Origin of the sequence: Methylovorus mays, from assembly GCF_020531915.1 — a bacterium.
GTDB classification, from domain to species: domain Bacteria; phylum Pseudomonadota; class Gammaproteobacteria; order Burkholderiales; family Methylophilaceae; genus Methylovorus; species Methylovorus mays.
Genome location: NZ_JAJAVG010000004.1, coordinates 832,044 through 852,517 on the forward strand (window position 1 = coordinate 832,044; position 20,474 = coordinate 852,517).

Genomic DNA, 20,474 nt, shown 5'->3' on the forward strand with positions numbered 1-20,474 from the left:
AGAACCTTCATGAGCAAGATCATCCTCATCACCGGCGCTTCCAGCGGCTTCGGCCGCCTGACTGCCGAAGCGCTGGCTCGCGCCGGCCATACCGTCTATGCCTCGATGCGCAACACCGCCGGCCGCAATGCCGCGGTGGTCGAACAGATGTCCGCCTTCTCGAAGGACAACGGCGCGGACTTGCGCACGGTCGAACTGGACGTGCAATCGCAGGACTCGGCAGACGCCGCCGTGGCGCGCATCATCGCCGAGGCCGGTCGCATCGACGTGCTGATGCACAATGCTGGTCACATGGTGTTCGGTCCGGCCGAAGCCTTCACGCCCGAGCAGTATGCACAGCTCTACGACGTCAATGTGCTGAGCACGCAGCGCGTCAACCGCGCCGTGCTGCCGCACCTGCGCCGGCAGCGTGATGGGCTGCTGATATGGGTATCGAGCAGCAGTTCGGCCGGCGGCACGCCCCCTTATCTGGCACCTTACTTCGGTGCCAAGGCGGCGATGGATGCGATCGCCGTGCAGTACGCGCGCGAACTGTCGCGTTGGGGCATCGAGACCTCGATCATCGTGCCCGGTGCCTTCACCAGCGGCACCAACCATTTCGCCCATACCGGCACGCCAGCCGATGCGGCGCGCGCGGCCGAGTACGAGGCCGGTCCGTACGCGGGCTTTGGCGAACAGGTGCAGAAGGCCTTTGCCGAGATCGTGCCGGCGGATGCCGATGCGGGCCTGGTGGCCGAAGCGATCGTCAAGGTCGTTGATACGCCGTTCGGCAAGCGTCCGTTCCGCGTGCATATCGATCCGACCCAGGACGGCGCAGACGTCGGATTCACCGTGCTGGACCGCGTGCGTGCCGAGATGTTGCACCGAGTAGGACTTTCCGACCTGCTCAAGCCGCGGACCAATTGAACGGTCGAACCCCGAATGAGTTCGCCGATCGCTGTTGCCTTCCTTGGGTGCGCGACCGGTGACTTGCCCAATGAAACCCTTATATCTTGGAGCATCCCATGAGCCACGCTCGCCAATCTCCCACTTCTTTCATCATTACAACTCTCATTGCCGCTGTCACGGCCGCCGTCGCGGCAGCGAGCAGTGCGGCACTTTCGCTGCCCGTCTGGGCCATGTTCATCGGCTGGATTGCATTCTTCACGCGCGGCATGAATACGCGAAGCGCCTTTGAAAATCTCGCTTGCGTCGGACTGGGCCTGACGATTGGTGCGATTGCGGCATTCAGCCTGCCGCACGTGGGATCTATCGTTGGGCCACGCTTGGCACTGCCTGTCGTAGTGTTTGTCGTCGCACTGCTCGTGGTTGCCATGCGCGGCATGCCAATCCTAAACAATCTGCTGGGCTACTTCCTCGGCCTGGTCGCGTGGTTCGCCGCACACCTGGAACCGTCCACCGAAAGCCTGGCGCATCTCCTGGGCGCTAGCACGATCGGCTCGGCGGCGGGATGGGTCTCGCACTACATGCCAGCCAGAATCGTGAAGCCGTCCTAATGGCCGCGGCCATCGTGAAAATATTCAGTATGCCTTCGGCAAGCGGTTGCTTCGCTTGCACATCGATCCTGCTTAGGACGGTGCGGACTCGGGCTTCGCGCTATTGGGCCTCGTCCGCTCATAGAACTGCATCGGATTGGACTGTTCGACCTGTTCAAGCCGCGCCTCAATACGTAATAAGCCATCAACCACGCCACCTCAAAAGTGGGCGTGGCTGACGATCGGTATCGACAAACCCTGCGTTGGAGCACAGCCATGCCATCCGTCGACACGTTGTTGCCCTTTGCCGGCATCTCGCTGCTGCTGGCGCTCACGCCGGGGCCAGACAATCTCTTCGTCCTCGTCCAATCCGCCCGCTACGGTGTGCGCTCCGGTCTTGCCACCGTATTGGGCCTATGTACGGGCCTGATGGCCCACACTGCTCTGGTGGCCGCGGGACTTGGCGCCGTTCTGACGGCCTCGCTCACGGCCTTCACCATTCTCAAGGCCCTCGGTGCCGCGTATCTCGCCTTCCTCGCGTGGCAGGCGTTTCGTGCACCAGTGGGCGTCACCGAGACATCGAAGCTGGAACTGCATTCCGTATGGCAATCGTATGCCAAGGGTGTCGCCATGAACCTAAGCAATCCTAAGGTGATCGTGTTTTTTCTGGCCTTTCTGCCGCAGTTCGTTACCGCCGAGCGGGGCCAAGTCACGCTGCAAATCGCCGTGCTGGGGCTGGTTTTTGCCGTTGCAGCCCTAGCGGTCTTCGCTGGCATTGCATGGACAGCCGGCGCAGTCGGTCAGACGTTCATGCGCTCGACCAGCCTGCAGCGCTGTTTGAACTGGTTCGCAGGAACAGTGTTCCTCGCACTGGCAGTTAAGCTCGCCGTGACCTCGCGTCGCTGAAGCCCCATAAGACGTTCAATCATGATGCGCCGCTCTCTCGCGATCTTTCTTTCCCTGCTCACGGTCGGGTGTGTTCTGTCCGTGGCACCGTGCCACACCACCCAGGCCGCCTCCACGATGAAGCCCTCCGTCACCTACTTGCACCTCTTGCGTCATACCCCGTTCTTCACGTCGCTCAATACATCGCAATTACGCTGGACAATCGACCATTCGCGCGAATGGGAGACCGACCCAGGAGCAGTTATCGCATCCGGACCAGGAGATTCTGCGATGACCGATGACTCGATCTGGATATTGCTCGACGGACGCTGGCAGTTGGAGGAGAACGGCCGCTCGCACCCGGCCGGCCATGCCGATCCAGGAAAGTGGTTCAGTGCGAACGAAGCCAGCGGCACTTGGCGGCTAGTCACGACTGAACACAGCTACGTTATGCGGATCACCCGCGAGGACATGGACATTATGTTGGCAAAGAACTTCACATTCGACTCGCATCTGCGCGATGGCAAGGCCTACTACAGGATGTTGTTCGGGCCGGCGGCGCCCCGCCCATAGATGCCAGCAGCCAGATGGCAGAATTCATGTCCTTAGCTAGCTGTCTCGTCCTCGCTCGTAAATTACCTGATCACCGTAATGCCGCTGACTTCATGAGGTGTATATGGCGCCTCCAAGTCCTTGATCTCTTCATCGGTCAGTTTCACCGACAGCGCGGCGACGGCATCCACCAAGTGTTGCGCGCGGGTGGCGCCAATGATCGGTCCCGTGACACCCGGTTTCTGGAGTAGCCAGGCGAGCGCGACCTGAGCTCGAGGAATTCCGCGCGCCTGCGCGATTGCTCCGACTCTCTCAACGATCTGAGCGTCGCTTTCGACATAGAGTGATCGTCCGATCTTGTCGGTCTCCAGTCGACTGGTGGTCTCATCCCATGCCCGAGTGAGCCGACCGCGCGCCAAGGGACTCCATGGGATTACCGCCAGCTCCTGGTCGCGGCAGAACGGCAGCATTTCGCGCTCCTCCTCGCGGTACAACAGGTTTAGGTGATTCTGCATGCTGACGAAGGGCGTCCATCCATTGAGGCGAGAAGTGTAGATTGCCTTGGCAAATTGCCATGTCGCCATGGAAGATGCCCCAATGTATCGAGCTTTACCTGCTTTCACCACATCGTGCAGTGCCTCCAGCGTTTCTTCGATCGGTGTATCGAAATCCCAGCGATGGATCTGGTACAGATCCACGTAATCAGTGCCCAGCCGTCGCAGGCTGTTGTCGATCTCCGCGAATATCGCCTTACGTGACAGTCCGGCACCGTTCGGGCCAGCGTGCATACGCATGAATACCTTCGTTGCCAGTACGATCTCGTCGCGCCGAGCGTAGTCCTTGATCGCCCGACCAACGATTTCCTCCGACGTACCGTCGGAGTAGGCATTCGCCGTATCCAGAAAATTTATGCCAGTCTCCAGCGCTTGTTTAATGATCTCCCGACTGGCGGCTTCGTCCAGTGTCCAGGCGTGATCGCCGCGCGAAGCATCGCCAAAGCTCATGCAGCCGAGTACCAAGCGCGACACATCCATTCCCGTCCTGCCGAATTTCACGTACTCCATATCTGTATCCTTAAAGATGTGTGGCGCCTTAGATGACTAGTCAGGCCGTGCCTGGACGCCAGGGGTTGATCAAGCGCAGTTCCCGAAAGGAGCGCGCGAAAAGTGCTCAAAGACTTCACGCACCAGATAGACCGAGTGGACATGATCCGCTCCTGGACGATTGCGGTGTTCGTCTAGGAACGGTTTCATGCAATCGACGGGGACGGCAGCGCAGCCACGATACTTCGCAAGGTGTACTCGCCTCGGCCGTGGTGCGCTCATGCCGTTGTTCACGACCGCCCACTGAATGTCTGGATCTGTACCGACCGCCCCTGAAGCCACCAGGCAACCTGTGTGGGCCACGAGGCAAATGGGGCTTTGGGATCGACAGTGCCAAGTTCGGCTTCGGCATGTAGAGCGAAGTTCGGATCGGCCAGCGCCTCTCGGCCGATCGCGACAAGATCTGCCTGGCCGCTTTCCACGATAGCTTCCGCTTGACGACCATTGACGATCAGACCGACCGCAGCGGTGCCGATGCCTACTTCGCTGCGCACCTTCTGAGCATAGGGAACCTGGTAGCCATAGCTCGACGGGTACTCGTAGCGCGGGGCGATACCTCCCGACGAGCAGTCGACGATGTCTACACTGAGCGCTTTGAGACGACGGGCAAAGACTATCGTGTCCTCGATAGACATGCCCTCACGTAGGCCATCGACGGCAGAGACCCGCACGAAGAGCGGCTTATCCTGCGGCCAGATCGCTCGCACTGCCTGTACGACCTCCAAGGGAAAACGCATTCTGCCTTCGAGGTCGCCGCCGTACTCATCCTTTCGGTCGTTGGTCACGGGCGACAGAAAACTGTTGAGCAGGTAGCCGTGCGCGCAATGCACCTCGATCACATCGAAGCCGGCTGCGTCGGCACGTCGCGCCGCGTCGACGAAAGCCTGTTTAACATCGGCCATTGTCGCGCTTGTCAAAGCCGTAGGCTTTAACCAGCCATCGGCATACGGCTTGTTGGAGGCAGAGACCACCGGCCACGGCTGCTCGCCGCGCTGGAAGTCGCTGTCATCGAGGGCGCCGTTACCTTGCCAAGGCCGCTGGCTGGCCGCCTTCGGCCCGGCATGCGCGATCTGGATGCCTGCCACGGCGCCGTACATCTTGAGCGCCTCCGCAATGCGCCGCAGGCCGGGGATGTGATCGTCCGACCAGAGGCCGAGATCGCCATGGGTGATACGGCCCTCGGGAACGACCGCCGTCGCTTCGACCATGATCAGGCCAAAGCCCCCCATGGCGAATCGCCCAAGATTGATGAGGTGATGATCGTTAACATAACCCTCCTGCGCCGAGTATTGGCACATCGGGGAAACGACCAAACGGTTGCGCAGTGTCACGTCGCGCAGCGCAACAGGTTCGAAGAGTTTCACTTTTCCGATCCTTTTTAGTGAGGTTTTAAGTTGCGCTGGTTATCCGGCGATATTGGTGACCATTGAGCAACGGCGCAGATCCATTTCACCTTCCAGCACTTCAGGAAGTGCCGCGACGAATGCCTTCATGTAGGGCTGCTCGAAATGCAACGTCAGATCAGCTTCTTCCTTCCAGTTTTCGTAGAGCACCCAGACATCCGGATCGTCATTCGAACGATGCAGGTCGTAATTGATGTTGCCAGCCTCGGCGCGCGAGGGTTCGACCAGGGCGCCGAGACGGCTTCCCAGTTCGTCACCGAGACCGGGCTTGGCTCGAATGAATGCGATGAGCGTGAGTTGTACGCCGTATGTCGGCGCCGGCGTGGCGAGTGTGGATTGTGCGGTCATGATTTTCTTCCGAATCAGTAAAATTACGCTGCGTGCCGACCAGGTAGCGGCATCCTGCAGCCTTTAGCCAGGGCAACGCGCGTGGGTGTATCCAGCTTCCCGGATGCGCTCGTCCCTGAGCTCAACGGCATTCGGCGACAGAAGTGGGGTCCGTCGTCACGGGCGCTGGGCGCGGCGCCGGGGCGAGGTCGGCGACGAAGTTCAGGCCGCCCGCGCCTTCCGTGAGCGGACGCGCCAGGTTCTGCTCGAACATCGCGAAGAGCGCCTTGGTATAGGGACGCTCGAAGTGACTGTCCAGAGCCTCCTTGTTGCGCCAGATTTCGTAGAGAACATAGCTACGCTCGGCACCGAGAACCTTGTGGACATTGAAAGTCACGTTGCCGGGCTCCAGGCGAGAGCAAGTGACTGAGCGCTGGAAAACCTTCTCGAACTCGGCTTCGGCGCCCGGCTTCACGTCGAAGTTGACGACGAGGGCAACTTCGCCGGTAGGCCCTGCCTTGATATCAAGGGCCAACGCGCTTTGCGACGAAATGATTGCCGTTGCGGCGACGAAAGCGCCCAGGATGTATTTCTTGAAGTTATTCATCAGATTCTCCTAAAAGGTTTGAGTATTCAGCGGCTTATCCCGGAACGGGATGACGTTGTAATCGGGATAAGCACCGCCGGATGTCTGGCAGGTCGTCTTCGATCAGGCGATCGAATAGCCGGCGTCGACCAGCAGGCCGTGGCCCGACACGAACGACGCATCATCGGAAGCAAGGAACGCCACCACGGTCGCAACCTCTTCCGGCAAGCCTGCCCGACCGGGGACGGTCGAGGCCGCGAAAGCGTCCTTCGCTTCAGTGCTCGGCCAGATGCGGTCCTGGAACGGCGTGTCGATGATTCCAGGATTGACGGCGTTGACGCGCACGCCTTGCTTGAACAGTTCGATCGATGCGGTCTTGGTCAGCCCTAGTACTGCATGCTTGCTGGCGATGTAGAGACCGGCGTTTGCAAAGCCGATCACGCCGCCCATCGACGCGTTGTTGATGATGGTGCCGCCGCCTTGCGCCAGCATGGCCTTCGCCTCGTGCTTCATCGACCAGAAGACGCCACGGACGTTGGCATTGAAGATCGTGTCGTAGACCTCGTTCGACTGCTCCACGAACGGCGTGAACTCGCCTTCGGTACCAGCATTGTTGAAAGCGACGTCGATCCGGCCATAGGTCGAGATCGTCGTGGCGACCAGATCGATCACGTCCTGCTCGATGTTGATGTCGGCAACAGCGGCCGTCGCTTCACCGCCTTCGTTCCGGATCTCGGCGGCGAGCGCTTCGATTTCAGGACGACGGCGCGCACTGACGACTACTTTGGCGCCACGGCGAGCGAGCTCGATGGCAGTAGCTCGGCCGATGCCGGAGCTTGCACCGGTGATCAACGCAACCTTCCCGGAAAGCGTCCGGGGCGAGACTTGAATGCTCATTTTTTTCTCCAGATTCAAATGGTTAGACCGTAAAGAAGCGAGATATAGGACTCCTACTCCTTTCTTTGACGGTATTCTGGAGCGTTCGATTGATATGATAAAGTAGCCAATATTTGTTACGATGATGAATGAGGCTCAACAATGGAGAACGCAGAACTCGCCGAGTTGGCCGTATTTGCGTCAGTTGCAAGGCACCTGAGCTTCCGCCAAGCAGCTACGGAACGGGGGACGTCCGCTTCGGCGGTAAGTCATTCGATACGCAGCCTCGAGGGCCGCGTGGGCGTGCGTCTTTTTCATCGCACCACGCGCAGCGTGTCTCTGACGGAAGCGGGCGAAGCGCTGCATGCCCGGTTGCAGCCAGCACTAGCTGACATGCGGAGCGCCCTGGATGGGTTGAACTCGTTCCGTGCCACACCGTTCGGCACTATCAGGTTAAATGTTCCAAACTCGATCGCGCCCTATGTGTTGGGGGATGCAATGGAACTCTTGGCCGCCAACTCTGGGCTGAAGTTGGAAGTCGTTGCCACCGACGCGCTAGTCGATATCGTGCAGGAAGGTTTCGATGCAGGTATTCGCTTCGGTGAGCGCCTGTCGCAGGACATGATCGCGGTGCGAATCAAGCCAAAGTTTCGATTTACCGTCGTCGGTTCACCAAGCTACTTCGAGAGGAAGCCACCTCCCATGGCACCTCACGATCTGCATGATCACGATTGCATTCGATATGCTTTTCCGAGCGGGACTACCTTTAATTGGGAGTTCGTCAAGGAGGGCGAGATAGTGAAGGTCGAGGTCGCTGGTCCCCTGACGGTCGATAGCCAGGAATTGATGGCGGATGCGGCAGCAAGGGGGCTGGGCCTCGCATACATATGGGAGGATCGCGCCGCTCCGTATCTGCGCGACGGCCGACTGCGCCGCTGCCTCGAAGACTGGTGCACCACCGACGAAAGCGTGTTTCTCTACTTCCCGAGCCGCAAGCACCAATCGGCGGGGCTGAGAGCGTTGGTTGAGATCATGAAGGCGTGAGGTAACACCGGATTCGATCGGCAAATGCAGGGGTCGATACCGCGAGATGGGCCAGTTCAAGCAATCTAATGGAATCGGGTGCCGCAGATCACCTTGTTTCGTTCTAGAAAAAAAGCGAGAGACGGATGGAATTTATTCAATTAATGCGTGTGTTCTCGAAATTGGCAGAGCTCGGAAGTTTCACGAAGGTCTCCGATGCGATGGAAATTGGTCGCCCTCAAGTGACGGTTGCCATTCAAGAACTTGAAACGAAGCTCGGCGTCCGACTTTTCCAAAGAACGACAAGAAAGGTCAGCCTCACCCAGGAGGGAGAGAGTTTTTACGAACGAGCCGAAGAGATTCTTCGGAGCGTATCAGAGATTTCGACGATGTTCGGTACTTCCGGAGCACCGCCTGCGGGCAGGGTACGCTTGAATATTTCTGCCGCGCTCGCACAACAAAAATTCATGGATCTATTGATGCAATTCCACAGGCTTCACCCTGGGATTGAGCTTATCCTTGGCGTGACCGATCGTGCGGTCGATTTGATTTCTGAAGGGGTGGACTGTGCATTGAGGATTGGCGAGCTACGCGATTCCAGCATGGTGGCGCGGAGGATCGGCAACGCGGTAATGGTGACTTGCGCGTCGCCAAGCTATTTTGCGGAGTTCGGAAGCCCTAGTTCAATCGAGGATCTTCCGAGCCATCGAAGCGTAAGTTTCGTGTCTGGTATGAGCAACCGCCCGTTGCCATGGCACTTCAGCATTAACGGAGAAGATCGTACCTATACCGGCCGCGGAAGCATAAGCGCCAACGAATCGAAAGCGTATATTCGATGTGGTTTGGCTGGGTTCGGCATCATTCAAGCCCCCGGCATCGCCGTTGATGAACATCTTGCCAGCGGGGCTCTCATTGCGATTCTTGATGATATTAAACCAGCGCCCCGGCCGATATCGCTCATTTATCCGACACGAAGCTATTTAGCACCTCACCTTCAAATTTTCTTCAACTGGTTAGTGGAGAGATTTGTGAGCATCGACGATATTTGGATAGAAAGCCAAACTTAGCCGCTCTGGCATCCTTAGACTTGTCTTAACTTCCCAAGCCCCTTTGCCCCGCCTCCTAGCGAGTGCGCGGGGAGACGGGGTGAAAATTGGCAGCGAAAGCTGAATTTCGCAATTCCAGTAATGAGGAACGTCAGATCAGACAATTCACCCTAAGAGGCGGATGAGTTATATGGCTAGCTCATCCACCACTTCGGCAACAGTCTTGATGCGACGAATGTTTCCAATACCTGTTCCGAGCGAAATATAGCCGTCGTCAGTATTGCCTTCCAGCATACCAATTCGCAAACCACGCAGCCCGCCCATCAGCTTGCCAAGATCTTCGTTGCTGGCGCCCGCTTTATCCAACTCTACTAATTTATGCGCCAGTTTTCCGGGCAGGGATCGGTAGTAATCAGGCATTGTGCGGAAGAGAAGCAAATCAAGCCCGTTGGAAGAGACAATCTTGTCCTTTACAGATTGAGGAACGCGGCTTTCCACGGTGCTAATAAACGCGGAACCCACGGAAACTCCACTGGCACCCAAGGCGTGCGCTGCCCGAGCCGTGCGCTTGTCGGAGATCCCACCGGCGGCCAAGACGGGTACATCTCTTGCCGCATCGACGATCAGTGGAACAATAGAGAAGGTGCCAAGGGCCGTGCCAGGCAGAGTACCACCTTCGTCAAAACCAGTAGCAACAATAATATCAGCACCAGCATTCTCGGCGAGTCGAGTGTTTTCCGGCGTAGGATTAAGGTCGCGGTAGATGATTTTGATCCCAGCCTCCTTTAATTCGTCAAACAATTTGGGAATTACCGCTCCTTCACCGTAGCCGGTGTATAGGGTCGCTTTGACACCCTCTTCCTTCATCACTTTCAGGATATGCGGAGTCCAAATGTCGTTCTCCGCCATCGGGATCAAGTTAACGCCAAACGGCTTATCTGTGAGCGCTTTTGTCTTTCTGATTTCGTCGCGCATCTTTTCGGCGGTCTCCTCCGGAGTCGATACTGCGGTCTCGGCAGTTAGTCCTGCGTTGGGGCCGAGGACTCCCAGGCCACCGGCATTGCCAACAGCCGCGACTAGACGCGCGTCAGTCAACCAAGAGAGAGGAGCCTGAATAACAGGCTTTTCGATTCCGAGAATTTTACAGATGCGATTGATATGCATGGCGACGTTCCAGTGTAGATTCAGTAAAAGCAAAAAATTGGGCGCTTCGGATAATCGATGATCCTTGAACGAGAGGCTACGCCAAGTGGAGACGGAAAAAATTAGCCCGTCGGATAAAACACTGTTATTGATTTTCTTAACAAGCGGCTTCTCGATATTCAAGACGATACTTTCTTCTTTCGACTGAACATGCTTGAGGTGCAAGCGGCTCCGATGCGTCTTTAGTAAGTCATTTATGACGAAATAAAATCTAGATAGGAGAATCTCTGCCGAGAAGTGGCCAGCACGTCGGCACGCTCAAATATGGCAACCCGCGCGACCACCATTCCGCACACCTGCCCGGATGGGACGGCCTTCGTGCCGTATCAGTAAGTCTGGAAAGTGCGGGCGGGGGATGACCGCTGGCCCACAACGCGCTGGCGCTCACGCTGCGGTACGCGGTCTACAATCCGCATAAGCTGGCGTAGTTGGTCAAAAGCACACGTGTGTCTGCGGAAACTGTGTGAAAAAAAACCCGCCGCGAGGAGTTGCGGCGGGTTCGATAACGACAGCACCCTGTGAATCTATCCGTGGTTGCCGCCATCTATACATCAGGTCTGCTAGCGGACTTCAGGAAGTTCCTATAGGCCGAATCACTTGTCAGAACGGGTAAGTTCCCTTGTTGTGCTGGATCGTGACCCAGTGGTCTCTTGTTAGTTCATGGAGAATCCACTCACCACCGAAGCGCCCAAGACCGCTGTTCTTTTCGCCGCCAAAGGGGCCTGAGCGTGAATCGTCAACACTATGATCGTTGATGTGCGTCATTCCTGCTTCGACGCCCAGCGCGAACCGGACTCCTCGATCTTGGTCTTGGGTGAACACTGCGGACGATAATCCGAATTCCGTCTCGTTGGCGACGCGCAAAGCTTCCTCATCACCGGAAACTTTGATAATCGGCGCGATTGGGCCGAACATTTCACTTTGAGCAAAGGGGGAGTCGTTATTGACATCGACGAATACATGGGGTGGCAGCACCAGACCTTGAGCATCTCCTCCCAGTAGCTGCTTAGCGCCGGTATCTTGGGCGAGCTTCAGCATGGCGAGATGTGCGGTGAGCTGCTTTTGGCTAATTACGGGCCCAATCGCCACAGCCGGGTCGCGCGGGTCGCCATATTTGAGCGTCCTGACGTGCTCGACAAATTGCTCCACGAATTCATCATGCACCCTCGCGTCGACAATGATTCGGTTCGAGCTCATGCATATCTGACCCTGATGCAAGAATCGCCCGACGACAGCGCTACGAACAGCATGCTCCAAGTCGGCATCATCAAGCACAACGAGCGGCGCGTTACCGCCTAGCTCAAGCGCAACGCGCTTTATCCGTGGCCCAGTCATAGCGAGAGACCCGACCCGCCTGCCAACCCGCGTCGAGCCAGTAAACGAGATCATTCTGGGTACGGGATGCAAAGTAAAAGCATCTCCAATCTCTTCGGATGGACCAATGACGACGTTGAGCAGGCCGCCAGGTAATCCTGCTTCCTCAAAGATCTTCGCCAGCAGCAAAGCCCCAGTGACAGGGGTATATTCGGCAGGCTTCACAACAACAGCGTTTCCCAGAGCCAACGCCGGCGCCACTGACCGCTGGGTTAGATAGAGAGGAAAGTTCCACGGGCTGATCACTCCCACCACGCCGAGAGGCTGACGATACGCGCGACTCTCTTTGCTAGGCGCATCAATGGGCAACAGACGTCCCTCGGTCCTGTATGGGAAGGTCGCAGCTTCTTGGGTGATTCCAACAGAGACCTGCCACTCCATTTCAGCCTTGGTTCGGGTGCTGCCCGCCTCGCTGATAAGCCAATCCACGATTTCTTCATGTCGGGAAATCATGATGTCCGCAGCACGGGTCAGGACTCGTGCCCGCTCGTGCGGCGCTGCGGTACCCCATTGACGTTGAGCCTGCTCTGCTGCGCGATAGGCCTCGTCCAGATCGCTGGCGTTGGCGTTTGGGATTTCAACCAAGGTCTCGCCTGTATAAGGATCGGTATCCATCCGCACAGTGCCAAGCCTTCCCGTCCGCCAATGGCCTGAGATGTACTGATCCGCAAACCCTTCATAGCGCCGCGGTGCGGTCGCCGCAGCGGAAAATTCGACATGAGACATGATGTTTTTCTCCGGTTAAGAAGCAGCCAATGGGTGCGGCAAGGTCGGGGATAGCATCTGGCACAACTCAAACCGAGGGAAGGACCTAGATGACAAGACTGATGGCGCAACGCGCCATTGGAGATGGGTTGGCGCTAGAGATATCGCCGCATCTTCAGCGGTCTTGGGGATGGGAATATTTCCCTTTGACTCGCCAATAGGCCTGCCCGCCCCTCGTATGCACCCCACTTAATCAGGGAAGTCAGTTGCGTCAGATACTTCGCGCCAGGCCGTTAGATCTTTTTCCACTGCTGCCAATTTCTGGAATGCAAGATCGTTTGCAATCTTTCCCGCGAACAGATGCAGGGGAGGCTCAGCCGCACCTGCGGCTTGGATGATCAAAGAAGCGAGCTTGTTCGGGTCGCCCGCTTGCTTTCCGGCCATTTCATCCAGATGCACGTCGAGCAATGTTTGTGCGGCGGTGTATTCCCGGATGCTGTGCTGTGCGACTACCAGCGAACCGGACGACAGGAACTCGGTACGAACAGGCCCCGGATAGACCAAGGTTGCCTTGATACCGAATTCCGCGACTTCGGCCGCGAGAGCTTCCGTCAGTCCTGCAAGTGCGAATTTGGTAGCCGCGTAGATTCCCCATCCTGCATACCCGCCCTGAAAGCCGGCAATCGAACCGACATTGAAGACGTGTCCACTGCGCTGCTGACGCATATGAGGTAGCACGTGGCGGAGGACATGTGCTGGTGCAAAGAGGTTCACTTCAAAGTTGCGACGCAGTTCTTCGTCGGATGTCCCCTCTATGGTGCCCTGCAGACCATAGCCTGCGTTGTTGACAATCACATCGATTCGCCCGAATTGAGCGATGGCTTGAGCGACACAGGCCTGCACGCTGCGCTCATCGACGAGATCGACTTGTACGGGCAAAAACGTATCGGACGCAGGCCCAATCAGATCGACGAGCGAAGCCAATGTACGCGACGTAGCGACCACGTTGGCACCGCTTTTCAGAAGCTCGCGCACTAGCGCCAGACCGATGCCCTTTGAAGCACCGGTGACAAGCCATGTTTTCTCGTTCTTACTCATGATGATCCTCTAAGTGGATGGATAAAAGCGATGCAAGCCGCAATGGTCATCGTGCGGCAGTGTCGCTGCTGGCCGCACTTGCGGCGTGGGTTGATTGATTATCTTCTCCACCATATCCACCGATGTGCACGATCAGGGATTAATGATGCATAAAAGTCCGAATCTTCCCTGGGGCCGCACCTGACGCTCGTAGCAGACGATAGTCTTCACTGACTTGTTCGCATCGACCTATCTGCCGGGTCAAAATTCGGATTTTTATGCACTAACTGTGGAAGAACAGACAGCCCAACTTCGCTGCTTTACCCGATAGTAAACGCAGCTACTGAGGTTGGAGACACCACATGTCGAGTCCACTTGGGCGACTAATGGCGATACCTCTCCAGCGCACGCTCCGGTTCGACTACCACATCTATCGAGGATTGATATGAAACACGCCTTAGTTATTAATGCATTTCAGTTGTATGAAGGATTCTCCAAGGGAGAGCTCAATAAGACGATGGCCAGCGTAATCCAGGAGGAGTTGGAGCGCAGGGGCTACGAGGTCCGAACGACGAATATCGAGCAGGGCTACGTCGTACAAGAAGAAGTCGAAAAGCATCTATGGGCGGACGTAATCATCCTGCAGACCCCAATCCATTGGTTTGGCGCCCCTTGGATCTACAAGAAGTATGCCGACGAGATATTTACGGCAGGACTACTGCAGAAAGTTCTGATCGTGAACGATGGGCGTGTCCTAGGCGATCCCTCCAAACAGTACGGCACTGGCGGCTTGATGCAGGGCAAGAAGTACATGCTGTCCTTGACCTGGAATGCCCCGCGCGCGGCTTTTGACGACAAAGGCCAGTACCTCTTCGAGGGAAAGTCCGTCGACGACGTCATGGTCGCCAACACCGCCAACTACCGGTTCTGCGGCGCAGAGGTTCTCCCTTCCTTCTCGTCTTTCAACGTCATCAAGGACCCGCATGTGGCCGAGGACATCGTGCGGCTTCGCGAACACCTGGCGCAGCTCTTCCCGATCCCTGCAGCGGACGGCGGAGAAGAGACGGCGGCATGGCATGCGCAAGCAGCAACTGCCTGAGCGGGGGACCACGATGCGCCGGCTTGAAGCGTCAAAGACCTACCGGATACTTGAATCTGGCCCCATCGTCATGGTCTGCACAAACGATGGCGCACGCTCCAACATCATGACCATGGGTTTCCACATGATGGTTCAGCACGCGCCACCGTTGATCGGATGCGTCGTCGGCCCCTGGGATCACAGCTTCACCGCGCTCCGCGCGACCGGCGAATGCGTTCTCGCAGTGCCCGGTGCTGACCTGGCGCGCACTGTCGTTGACGTCGGAAACTGCAGTGGCGCGGAAGTGGACAAGTTCGAACACTTCGGCTTGGCCACCTCCAAAGCTGCGAAGGTCAAAGCTCCGCTATTGAGCGACTGCCTCTATAACATCGAGTGTGTCGTGCACGACGACACACTGGTCGACAAGTATCAGCTTTTCATCCTCGAAGCTGTTGCTGCCTGGTCCAACGATTCGCGCAAGGAACGCCGCTTCTTGCACCACCACGGCGACGGCACGTTCACTGCCGACGGGGAGCGCTTCGATTTGCGAGACCGCATGACGCTTTGGAAGCAATTCCAAGTTGACCTGTAAATGCGTACACCTTTGGAGTTTCGGATATGGACCATACCAAGTACGCCTTCATCATCAAGGCACCCGGCTACCGCCGGAACACGCACAAAGCACACATGAAATCGCCTGCGTTCGACGCAAAATTCATCGGTGTGGAGGACTTTGACGAAGCGCTGGCTGCCATCGAAGACCTTGCCGGTGCAGGTACGCAGGTTGTCGAACTTTGCGGCGGCTTCTCGGCGCAGGAGGCGACAAAGCTGCGTCGCCGTTTCCCCGACTGCGAGATCGGGCGCGTGACGTACCCGTAAGAGATCCCGCCCTACGGGCAGCTTTTTTCACTTCATTCCTATTGGAGATCCATCATGAAATACAAGACTCTAGGCAACACCGGCCTTCTCGTTTCCCAACTGTGTCTCGGCACCATGACGTTCGGTGACGGTAGCGGGATCTACAAGCACATCGGCGCCGCGGGACAGAAAGACGCCGACGATCTGGTCAAGGCTGCACTGGACGCAGGCGTCAACTTCTTCGATACCGCCGATGTCTACTCCGACGGCGCCAGCGAACAGATGCTGGGCCAGGCCTTCAAAAATCTTGGCATCGCGCGCAAGGATTTCGTTCTCGCGACCAAGGTGTACAGTCGCATGGGAGAAGGCCGCAACGACGTGGGCGCGTCGCGTGGGCACATCATGGATGCCGTGGAGGCGAGCCTGAAGCGCCTGCAGACCGATCATATCGACCTGTACCAGATTCACGCCAACGACACGGTGACGCCGGTGGAGGAAACGCTGCGCGCCCTTGATGACCTGGTCCGACAAGGCAAAGTCCGCTACGTCGGCGTCTCGAACTGGCAAGCCTGGAAGATCGCTCGTTCGCTGGGAACCTCCGAGCATCGGAATCTGGCGCGCTTCGAAACGTTGCAGGCTTACTATTCGCTGGCCGGTCGAGACCTCGAACGGGAGCTCGGCCCGCTGCTGGAAGCGGAAAAGATGGGCCTGCTGGTATGGAGCCCGCTTGCAGGCGGCCTGCTCTCGGGCAAATTCACTCGCGACAATCAGAAGCCTGGTGATTCGCGTCGCTCCGAGTTCGACTTCCCGATCGTCAACCGAGATCGCGCCTGGAACATCATCGACGTTCTGCTGCCTATCGCACAGGCCCACGGTTGCAGCCCGGCGCGCGTCGCCTTGGCGTGGCTGCTGTCCCGGCCAGTCGTCACCTCGGTGATCATGGGGGCCAAGCGCCTGGACCAACTCCAGGACAACCTCGCAGCTATCGACCTGATCCTGACCGAGGATGAATTGCGCCAGCTCGACGAAGTCAGCGCACTTCCGCCTGAGTACCCGGGCTGGATGTTGAATACCCAGGGTGCCGACAGGCTAGGCACGGTCGATCTGTGGTCGGCAGCTAGCACTTCCTGAGACCGGTAACGAGCATCTCGCCTAAGTCTTCTGCCGTGTCCGAGTCGCCTGCGGTTCGGACACGGCTGCAGCAAGGAAATCCCAATCATGACCTCTATACAAGGCAAGACCACTATTGCTACTGGCGCAGCCAACGGCATCGGACGAGCGGAAGCCGATCTGCTCGCGCAGTCGGGTGCGTACGTCGTCTTCACTGACCTCGACGAGGTCAACGGCACATCGGCAGCCGAAGCATTTGGCGGCCATGAAATTTTGGTCCGCCACGATGTTTCCTCCGCGTCGGATTGGGAGCGAGTGATCGACGCTGTCTTCAACCGCCTGGGGTGCCCGGGGGACATCGCGTCACTGGCGAGGTACCTGATCTCGGACGAAAGCTCCTTTGTGACCGCTGCGGACTTCCTAGCTGACGGCGGCTACACCCTTTGAAGTACGCGGTACCAAGTCGAGCATTCGACCACCGATGGCTCGGCCTTGGTGGGCTGCAGCTACGCTTCTCGATAAGGGACGAAACGGTGTTTGACGGATTGAGCCAGGAGGGCGGCCTTTGGAGCTACGACATCTTCGCTACTTCGTAGTCCTCGCCGAGGAATTGCATTTCACGCATGCCGCAGAGCGCCTGCACATCGAGCAACCACCTCTATCCCGTGCCATCAAGGAGCTTGAGGACGAACTGGGGGCGGTGCTTTTCGACCGAAACCGCCGTGGCACTGCGTTGACCGCAGCGGGTGCCATCTTTTTGAAGGATGTTCGCCGTCTGTTCACTGTGTTGGACCAAGCACGAGAGAATGCCAAGGCCGTTGGCTCCGGCTTGCGAGGCAGCTTGCGCATCGTGGTGTCCGACGGAGCTATCGATCCTCGGCTGTCATCGTTTCTCGCTCGTTGCCGCGCAGAGGAACCTGAGATCGAGATCCGCCTCTCCGAACTGCCGCTGTCCGAGCAGTTGCGCGGTCTGCGGTCGGGTGATTTCATGATCGGGTTCGCGCACACTGCTGATGTGGGTGAGGGCATTGTTGCCGAACCCATCTGGCAAGATCCGTTGGTGATCGCCGTGCCAGCCCGGCACGCATTGCTCGCCCACAAGGCGGTTCCACTCCACAAACTCGGAGGGCATCCACTTGTCTTGTGCGATCCGCACGCATGCGAGGGCTATTGCCGCGAGCTGGGACGCATCTTGCAGACGGTGGAGCACAAGCTGAACGTCGTGGAGGAAGTATCCTCGCTGGACATGATGCTCACCTTGGTCGGTGCAGGCTATGGTGTCGGCTTCATGACGAAGGCCAAGATTCCGGTCTCCCAACGGCCGGATGTGGTGATCCGCCCCCTGGCAATGGATTCCGCAGTGATTACCACCTATCTGCTTCGGCCCGACAACAGCAATTTATCGGCTTCGCTGGAGCGGTTTATCGTCCGCCTACGCGACTCTTCGGTTGGCTGACGAAACCCCGCAGGCCGACACCTTCCGGCATCATCAGTTAAGCCGCGATTATCCTTAGCGCCGTAGAAATTTTCAGTATGGGGGGGGGAAGCGTGGGCACGTGCTCGTCGATGCGCTGCATTAGCAACTGATCGGTCTGGCTGACAGGTTGAGCCCGATAATACGCGCTCGATCTGGCAATGCCGACAAGCTTCGCTTGCCTCGATACCGGCAGCGGGTGCGTACGGTCGATCATCGCTTTGCGCTCAGCAAGCGCGCCTTGGTGAGCGCGCCCTCTAAAAATCATTTTCCAGCGTCAACTGGTCAATCTTGGCATGTAGCGCCACGCGATTGTTTTCTAAAAATAGAAAATAAATTAGCGAAAATGTGTCTTCATTTTCATTTTAAGAAAGAACAAACTGTCGTCAAGCCAGAGCCCGACGGACGATGGTAGGTCCACAGCATTCACTTCGAAGTCCTCTTAAGGAGAGCAAAATGAAATACAAGACACTAGGTGATACCGGATTGCTCGTATCGCAGCTTTGCCTGGGCACGATGACCTTCAGTGGCGGCAGCGGCGTCTACAAGCATATTGGCAATGTCGATCAGGCTGGTGCCGATGAACTCGTTAAGGCGAGTATCGAGGCTGGCATCAATTTCTTCGATACAGCCGATGTCTATTCCGGTGGCGAGAGCGAAAGCACACTCGGCCAATCGTTCAAGAACCTCGGCATCGCGCGCAAAGACTATGTGCTGGCCACCAAGGTGTATAGCCGCATGGGTGATGGTCGAAACGATGTCGGCGCGTCGCGCGGCCACATCATGGATGCTGTCGAGGCGAGCCTCAAGCGGCTGCAGACCGATCACATCGACCTCTATCAGATCCATGCCACCGATACGCTGACCCCGACAGAAGAGACGTTGCGCGCGCTGGACGATCTGATCCGCCATGGCAAGGTCCGCTACATCGGCGTGTCAAATTGGCAGGCATGGCGTATCGCGACCGCACTCGGGATTTCGGCCCGCCTGAACCTCGCACGATTTAACACGCTGCAGGCCTACTACTCAATCGCGGGCCGTGATCTCGAACGTGAATTGGGTCCATTGCTCGAAGCGGAAAAGATGGGCTTGCTCGTCTGGAGCCCCTTGGCCGGAGGTCTGTTGTCCGGAAAATTCAACCGAGAAAACCAATCGCCGGAAGGTTCGCGCCGCTCGGAATTCGACTTCCCGATCGTCAATAAAGAGCGCGCCTGGGACGTGATCGATGTGATGCGTCCCATCGCCGAAGCACATGCTTGCAGCCCAGCTCGGATTGCACTGGCGTGGCTGCTTTCGAAGCCGATCGTGACGTCGGTGCTGGTCGGTGCCAAGCGTCTGAGCCAGCTCGAAGACAACATCGCGGCAGTGGACATTGCACTCAGCGAAGAAGAAATCCGCCAGCTCGACGCAGTCAGCGAACTGCCCGCGGAATATCCAGGCTGGATGCTCGCCACGCAAGGCGCAGATCGCCTCGGCCCAGTCGATCTGTGGGGCGGCAAGGTGTCGTCCGCTTCCTAACCGTCAGCGGCGATATAACTGCTATTCCAATAGGAGAACGATCATGAGTCATCGACTGCAAGAAAAGGTCGCCGTTATCACCGGCGCTTCGAAGGGCCTGGGCGCCGCCATCGCGAAACGCTTTGGAGCCGAAGGTGCATCGGTGGTGGTGAATTATGCAAGCAGCAAAGGCGCAGCCGATGATGTCGTGAACGAGATCGTCAAAGCCGGCGGCAATGCCATTGCCATCAAGGCGAACATGAGTGACCCAGCCGAAGTCGAGCAGCTCTTCGCGCAGGCGAACCAGGCTTATGGCCGCGTCGATGTGCTCGTAAACAATGCCGGAGTCTATGACTTCCAGCCCATCGAGACCCTCACGCTCGACTTTTTCCGCAAGCACTTCGAGCTGAACGTTTTCGGCTACATGCTAGCCATCAAGGAAGCGGTCAAATACATGCCGATAGGCGGCAGCATCATCAATATGAGCTCCACCGTCACGCTCTTCGGACCGGAAAACGCGTCGGTCTACTCTGCGACGAAGGGCGCGATCGACGGGCTCACCCGTGCATTGTCGAACGAGCTCGCGCCACTCAAGATACGCGTGAATGCGATCAAACCGGGCGTGGTCGCAACCGAGGGCGTTCAGGCAGGCGGGTTCTTGGAGTCGGAATTCGGTCGCGAGACCACAGCCAAGACGCCGCTACGCCGGCTCGGCGTACCCGATGATATCGCGCCCGCCGTCGTCTACCTGGCCTCCGACGAATCGAGTTGGACCACGGGCGAATTCATGGTGCTCGCTGGCGGACACCGCTAATCAGAACA

At 57.7% G+C, this 20,474-nt stretch carries 22 protein-coding genes and 1 pseudogene; 14 read left to right on the forward strand and 9 right to left on the reverse strand.

The genetic code is table 11. The annotated features are described in order from the left end of the window. Positions 1-9 precede the first annotated feature (9 nt). The 4 genes from LG203_RS06195 (at position 10) to LG203_RS06210 (ending at position 2,933) form a co-directional block, all read left to right on the forward strand. Positions 10-906, forward strand: coding sequence for an SDR family oxidoreductase (locus LG203_RS06195; protein ID WP_230344956.1), 897 nt, complete (start codon positions 10-12; stop codon positions 904-906). A gap of 98 nt (positions 907-1,004) precedes the next feature. Then, a complete protein-coding gene (locus LG203_RS06200) occupies positions 1,005-1,496 on the forward strand; it encodes a DUF1097 domain-containing protein (protein ID WP_230344957.1) in 492 nt (163 codons plus the stop codon). 255 nt (positions 1,497-1,751) lie between these two features. After that, positions 1,752-2,381 (forward strand): LysE family translocator, encoded by a 630-nt coding sequence (locus LG203_RS06205; RefSeq protein ID WP_230344958.1) that lies wholly within the window; start codon positions 1,752-1,754, stop codon positions 2,379-2,381. 21 nt (positions 2,382-2,402) lie between these two features. Beyond that, positions 2,403-2,933, forward strand: coding sequence for a cyclic nucleotide-binding domain-containing protein (locus LG203_RS06210; protein ID WP_230344959.1), 531 nt, complete (start codon positions 2,403-2,405; stop codon positions 2,931-2,933). Positions 2,934-2,995: 62 nt separating this feature from the next. Here the strand turns inward: LG203_RS06210 and LG203_RS06215 are convergent, their stop codons facing one another. From LG203_RS06215 to LG203_RS06235, 5 genes are all read right to left on the reverse strand, one after another. After that, positions 2,996-3,976, reverse strand: coding sequence for an aldo/keto reductase (locus LG203_RS06215; protein WP_230344960.1), 981 nt, complete (start codon positions 3,974-3,976; stop codon positions 2,996-2,998). A gap of 269 nt (positions 3,977-4,245) precedes the next feature. Further along, positions 4,246-5,379, reverse strand: coding sequence for an NADH:flavin oxidoreductase/NADH oxidase (locus LG203_RS06220; RefSeq protein WP_230344961.1), 1,134 nt, complete (start codon positions 5,377-5,379; stop codon positions 4,246-4,248). 39 nt (positions 5,380-5,418) lie between these two features. After that, entirely contained in the window at positions 5,419-5,766 is a 348-nt protein-coding gene (locus LG203_RS06225) for a putative quinol monooxygenase (protein WP_230344962.1), read from the reverse strand. 121 nt (positions 5,767-5,887) lie between these two features. Beyond that, on the reverse strand, positions 5,888-6,352 hold the full coding sequence (locus LG203_RS06230) for a putative quinol monooxygenase (protein WP_230344963.1): 465 nt from the start codon (positions 6,350-6,352) through the stop codon (positions 5,888-5,890). Positions 6,353-6,454: 102 nt separating this feature from the next. After that, positions 6,455-7,228: an SDR family NAD(P)-dependent oxidoreductase gene (locus LG203_RS06235; protein WP_230344964.1), complete on the reverse strand. Its 774-nt coding sequence runs from the start codon at positions 7,226-7,228 to the stop codon at positions 6,455-6,457. Positions 7,229-7,369: 141 nt separating this feature from the next. On the opposite strand from LG203_RS06235, the gene LG203_RS06240 reads away from it, so the two are divergent. Together LG203_RS06240 and LG203_RS06245 are read left to right on the forward strand one after the other, a co-directional pair. After that, positions 7,370-8,251: a LysR family transcriptional regulator gene (locus LG203_RS06240; RefSeq protein WP_230344965.1), complete on the forward strand. Its 882-nt coding sequence runs from the start codon at positions 7,370-7,372 to the stop codon at positions 8,249-8,251. Between the two features lie 125 nt (positions 8,252-8,376). Next, positions 8,377-9,297, forward strand: coding sequence for a LysR family transcriptional regulator (locus LG203_RS06245; protein ID WP_230344966.1), 921 nt, complete (start codon positions 8,377-8,379; stop codon positions 9,295-9,297). A 165-nt stretch (positions 9,298-9,462) separates the two neighbouring features. Here the strand turns inward: LG203_RS06245 and LG203_RS06250 are convergent, their stop codons facing one another. From LG203_RS06250 to LG203_RS06260, 3 genes are all read right to left on the reverse strand, one after another. Continuing rightward, positions 9,463-10,644, reverse strand: a complete 1,182-nt coding sequence (locus tag LG203_RS06250) for an NAD(P)H-dependent flavin oxidoreductase (RefSeq protein WP_230344967.1) — start codon at positions 10,642-10,644, stop codon at positions 9,463-9,465. A gap of 435 nt (positions 10,645-11,079) precedes the next feature. Further along, positions 11,080-12,579: an aldehyde dehydrogenase family protein gene (locus LG203_RS06255; RefSeq protein ID WP_230344968.1), complete on the reverse strand. Its 1,500-nt coding sequence runs from the start codon at positions 12,577-12,579 to the stop codon at positions 11,080-11,082. Between the two features lie 228 nt (positions 12,580-12,807). Next, positions 12,808-13,656: an SDR family NAD(P)-dependent oxidoreductase gene (locus LG203_RS06260; RefSeq protein WP_230344969.1), complete on the reverse strand. Its 849-nt coding sequence runs from the start codon at positions 13,654-13,656 to the stop codon at positions 12,808-12,810. A gap of 424 nt (positions 13,657-14,080) precedes the next feature. Between LG203_RS06260 and LG203_RS06265 the strand changes: the two genes are divergently transcribed. The 6 genes from LG203_RS06265 (at position 14,081) to LG203_RS06290 (ending at position 18,137) form a co-directional block, all read left to right on the forward strand. Continuing rightward, positions 14,081-14,734: an NAD(P)H-dependent oxidoreductase gene (locus LG203_RS06265; protein ID WP_230344970.1), complete on the forward strand. Its 654-nt coding sequence runs from the start codon at positions 14,081-14,083 to the stop codon at positions 14,732-14,734. Beyond that, entirely contained in the window at positions 14,712-15,305 is a 594-nt protein-coding gene (locus LG203_RS06270) for a flavin reductase family protein (protein ID WP_230344971.1), read from the forward strand. The genes LG203_RS06265 and LG203_RS06270 overlap by 23 nt, the downstream gene beginning before the upstream one ends. Before the next feature lie 26 nt (positions 15,306-15,331). After that, complete coding sequence (locus LG203_RS06275; RefSeq protein ID WP_230344972.1) at positions 15,332-15,592, forward strand: DUF6506 family protein; 261 nt, start codon at positions 15,332-15,334, stop codon at positions 15,590-15,592. A 54-nt stretch (positions 15,593-15,646) separates the two neighbouring features. Then, positions 15,647-16,702, forward strand: a complete 1,056-nt coding sequence (locus tag LG203_RS06280) for an aldo/keto reductase (RefSeq protein ID WP_230344973.1) — start codon at positions 15,647-15,649, stop codon at positions 16,700-16,702. 87 nt (positions 16,703-16,789) lie between these two features. After that, positions 16,790-17,128: an SDR family oxidoreductase gene (locus LG203_RS06285; RefSeq protein WP_230344974.1), complete on the forward strand. Its 339-nt coding sequence runs from the start codon at positions 16,790-16,792 to the stop codon at positions 17,126-17,128. A gap of 118 nt (positions 17,129-17,246) precedes the next feature. Next, complete coding sequence (locus tag LG203_RS06290; protein WP_230344975.1) at positions 17,247-18,137, forward strand: LysR family transcriptional regulator; 891 nt, start codon at positions 17,247-17,249, stop codon at positions 18,135-18,137. Between the two features lie 103 nt (positions 18,138-18,240). Here the strand turns inward: LG203_RS06290 and LG203_RS06295 are convergent. Further along, a pseudogene (locus LG203_RS06295) lies at positions 18,241-18,457 on the reverse strand (IS3 family transposase); the annotation flags it as partial. 154 nt (positions 18,458-18,611) lie between these two features. On the opposite strand from LG203_RS06295, the gene LG203_RS06300 reads away from it, so the two are divergent. After that, positions 18,612-19,673 (forward strand): aldo/keto reductase, encoded by a 1,062-nt coding sequence (locus LG203_RS06300; protein WP_230344976.1) that lies wholly within the window; start codon positions 18,612-18,614, stop codon positions 19,671-19,673. 43 nt (positions 19,674-19,716) lie between these two features. Next, positions 19,717-20,466 carry an SDR family NAD(P)-dependent oxidoreductase gene (locus tag LG203_RS06305; RefSeq protein WP_230344977.1) on the forward strand — a complete coding sequence of 250 codons (750 nt, stop codon included), beginning with the start codon at positions 19,717-19,719 and terminating at the stop codon, positions 20,464-20,466. Positions 20,467-20,474: the final 8 nt, after the last annotated feature.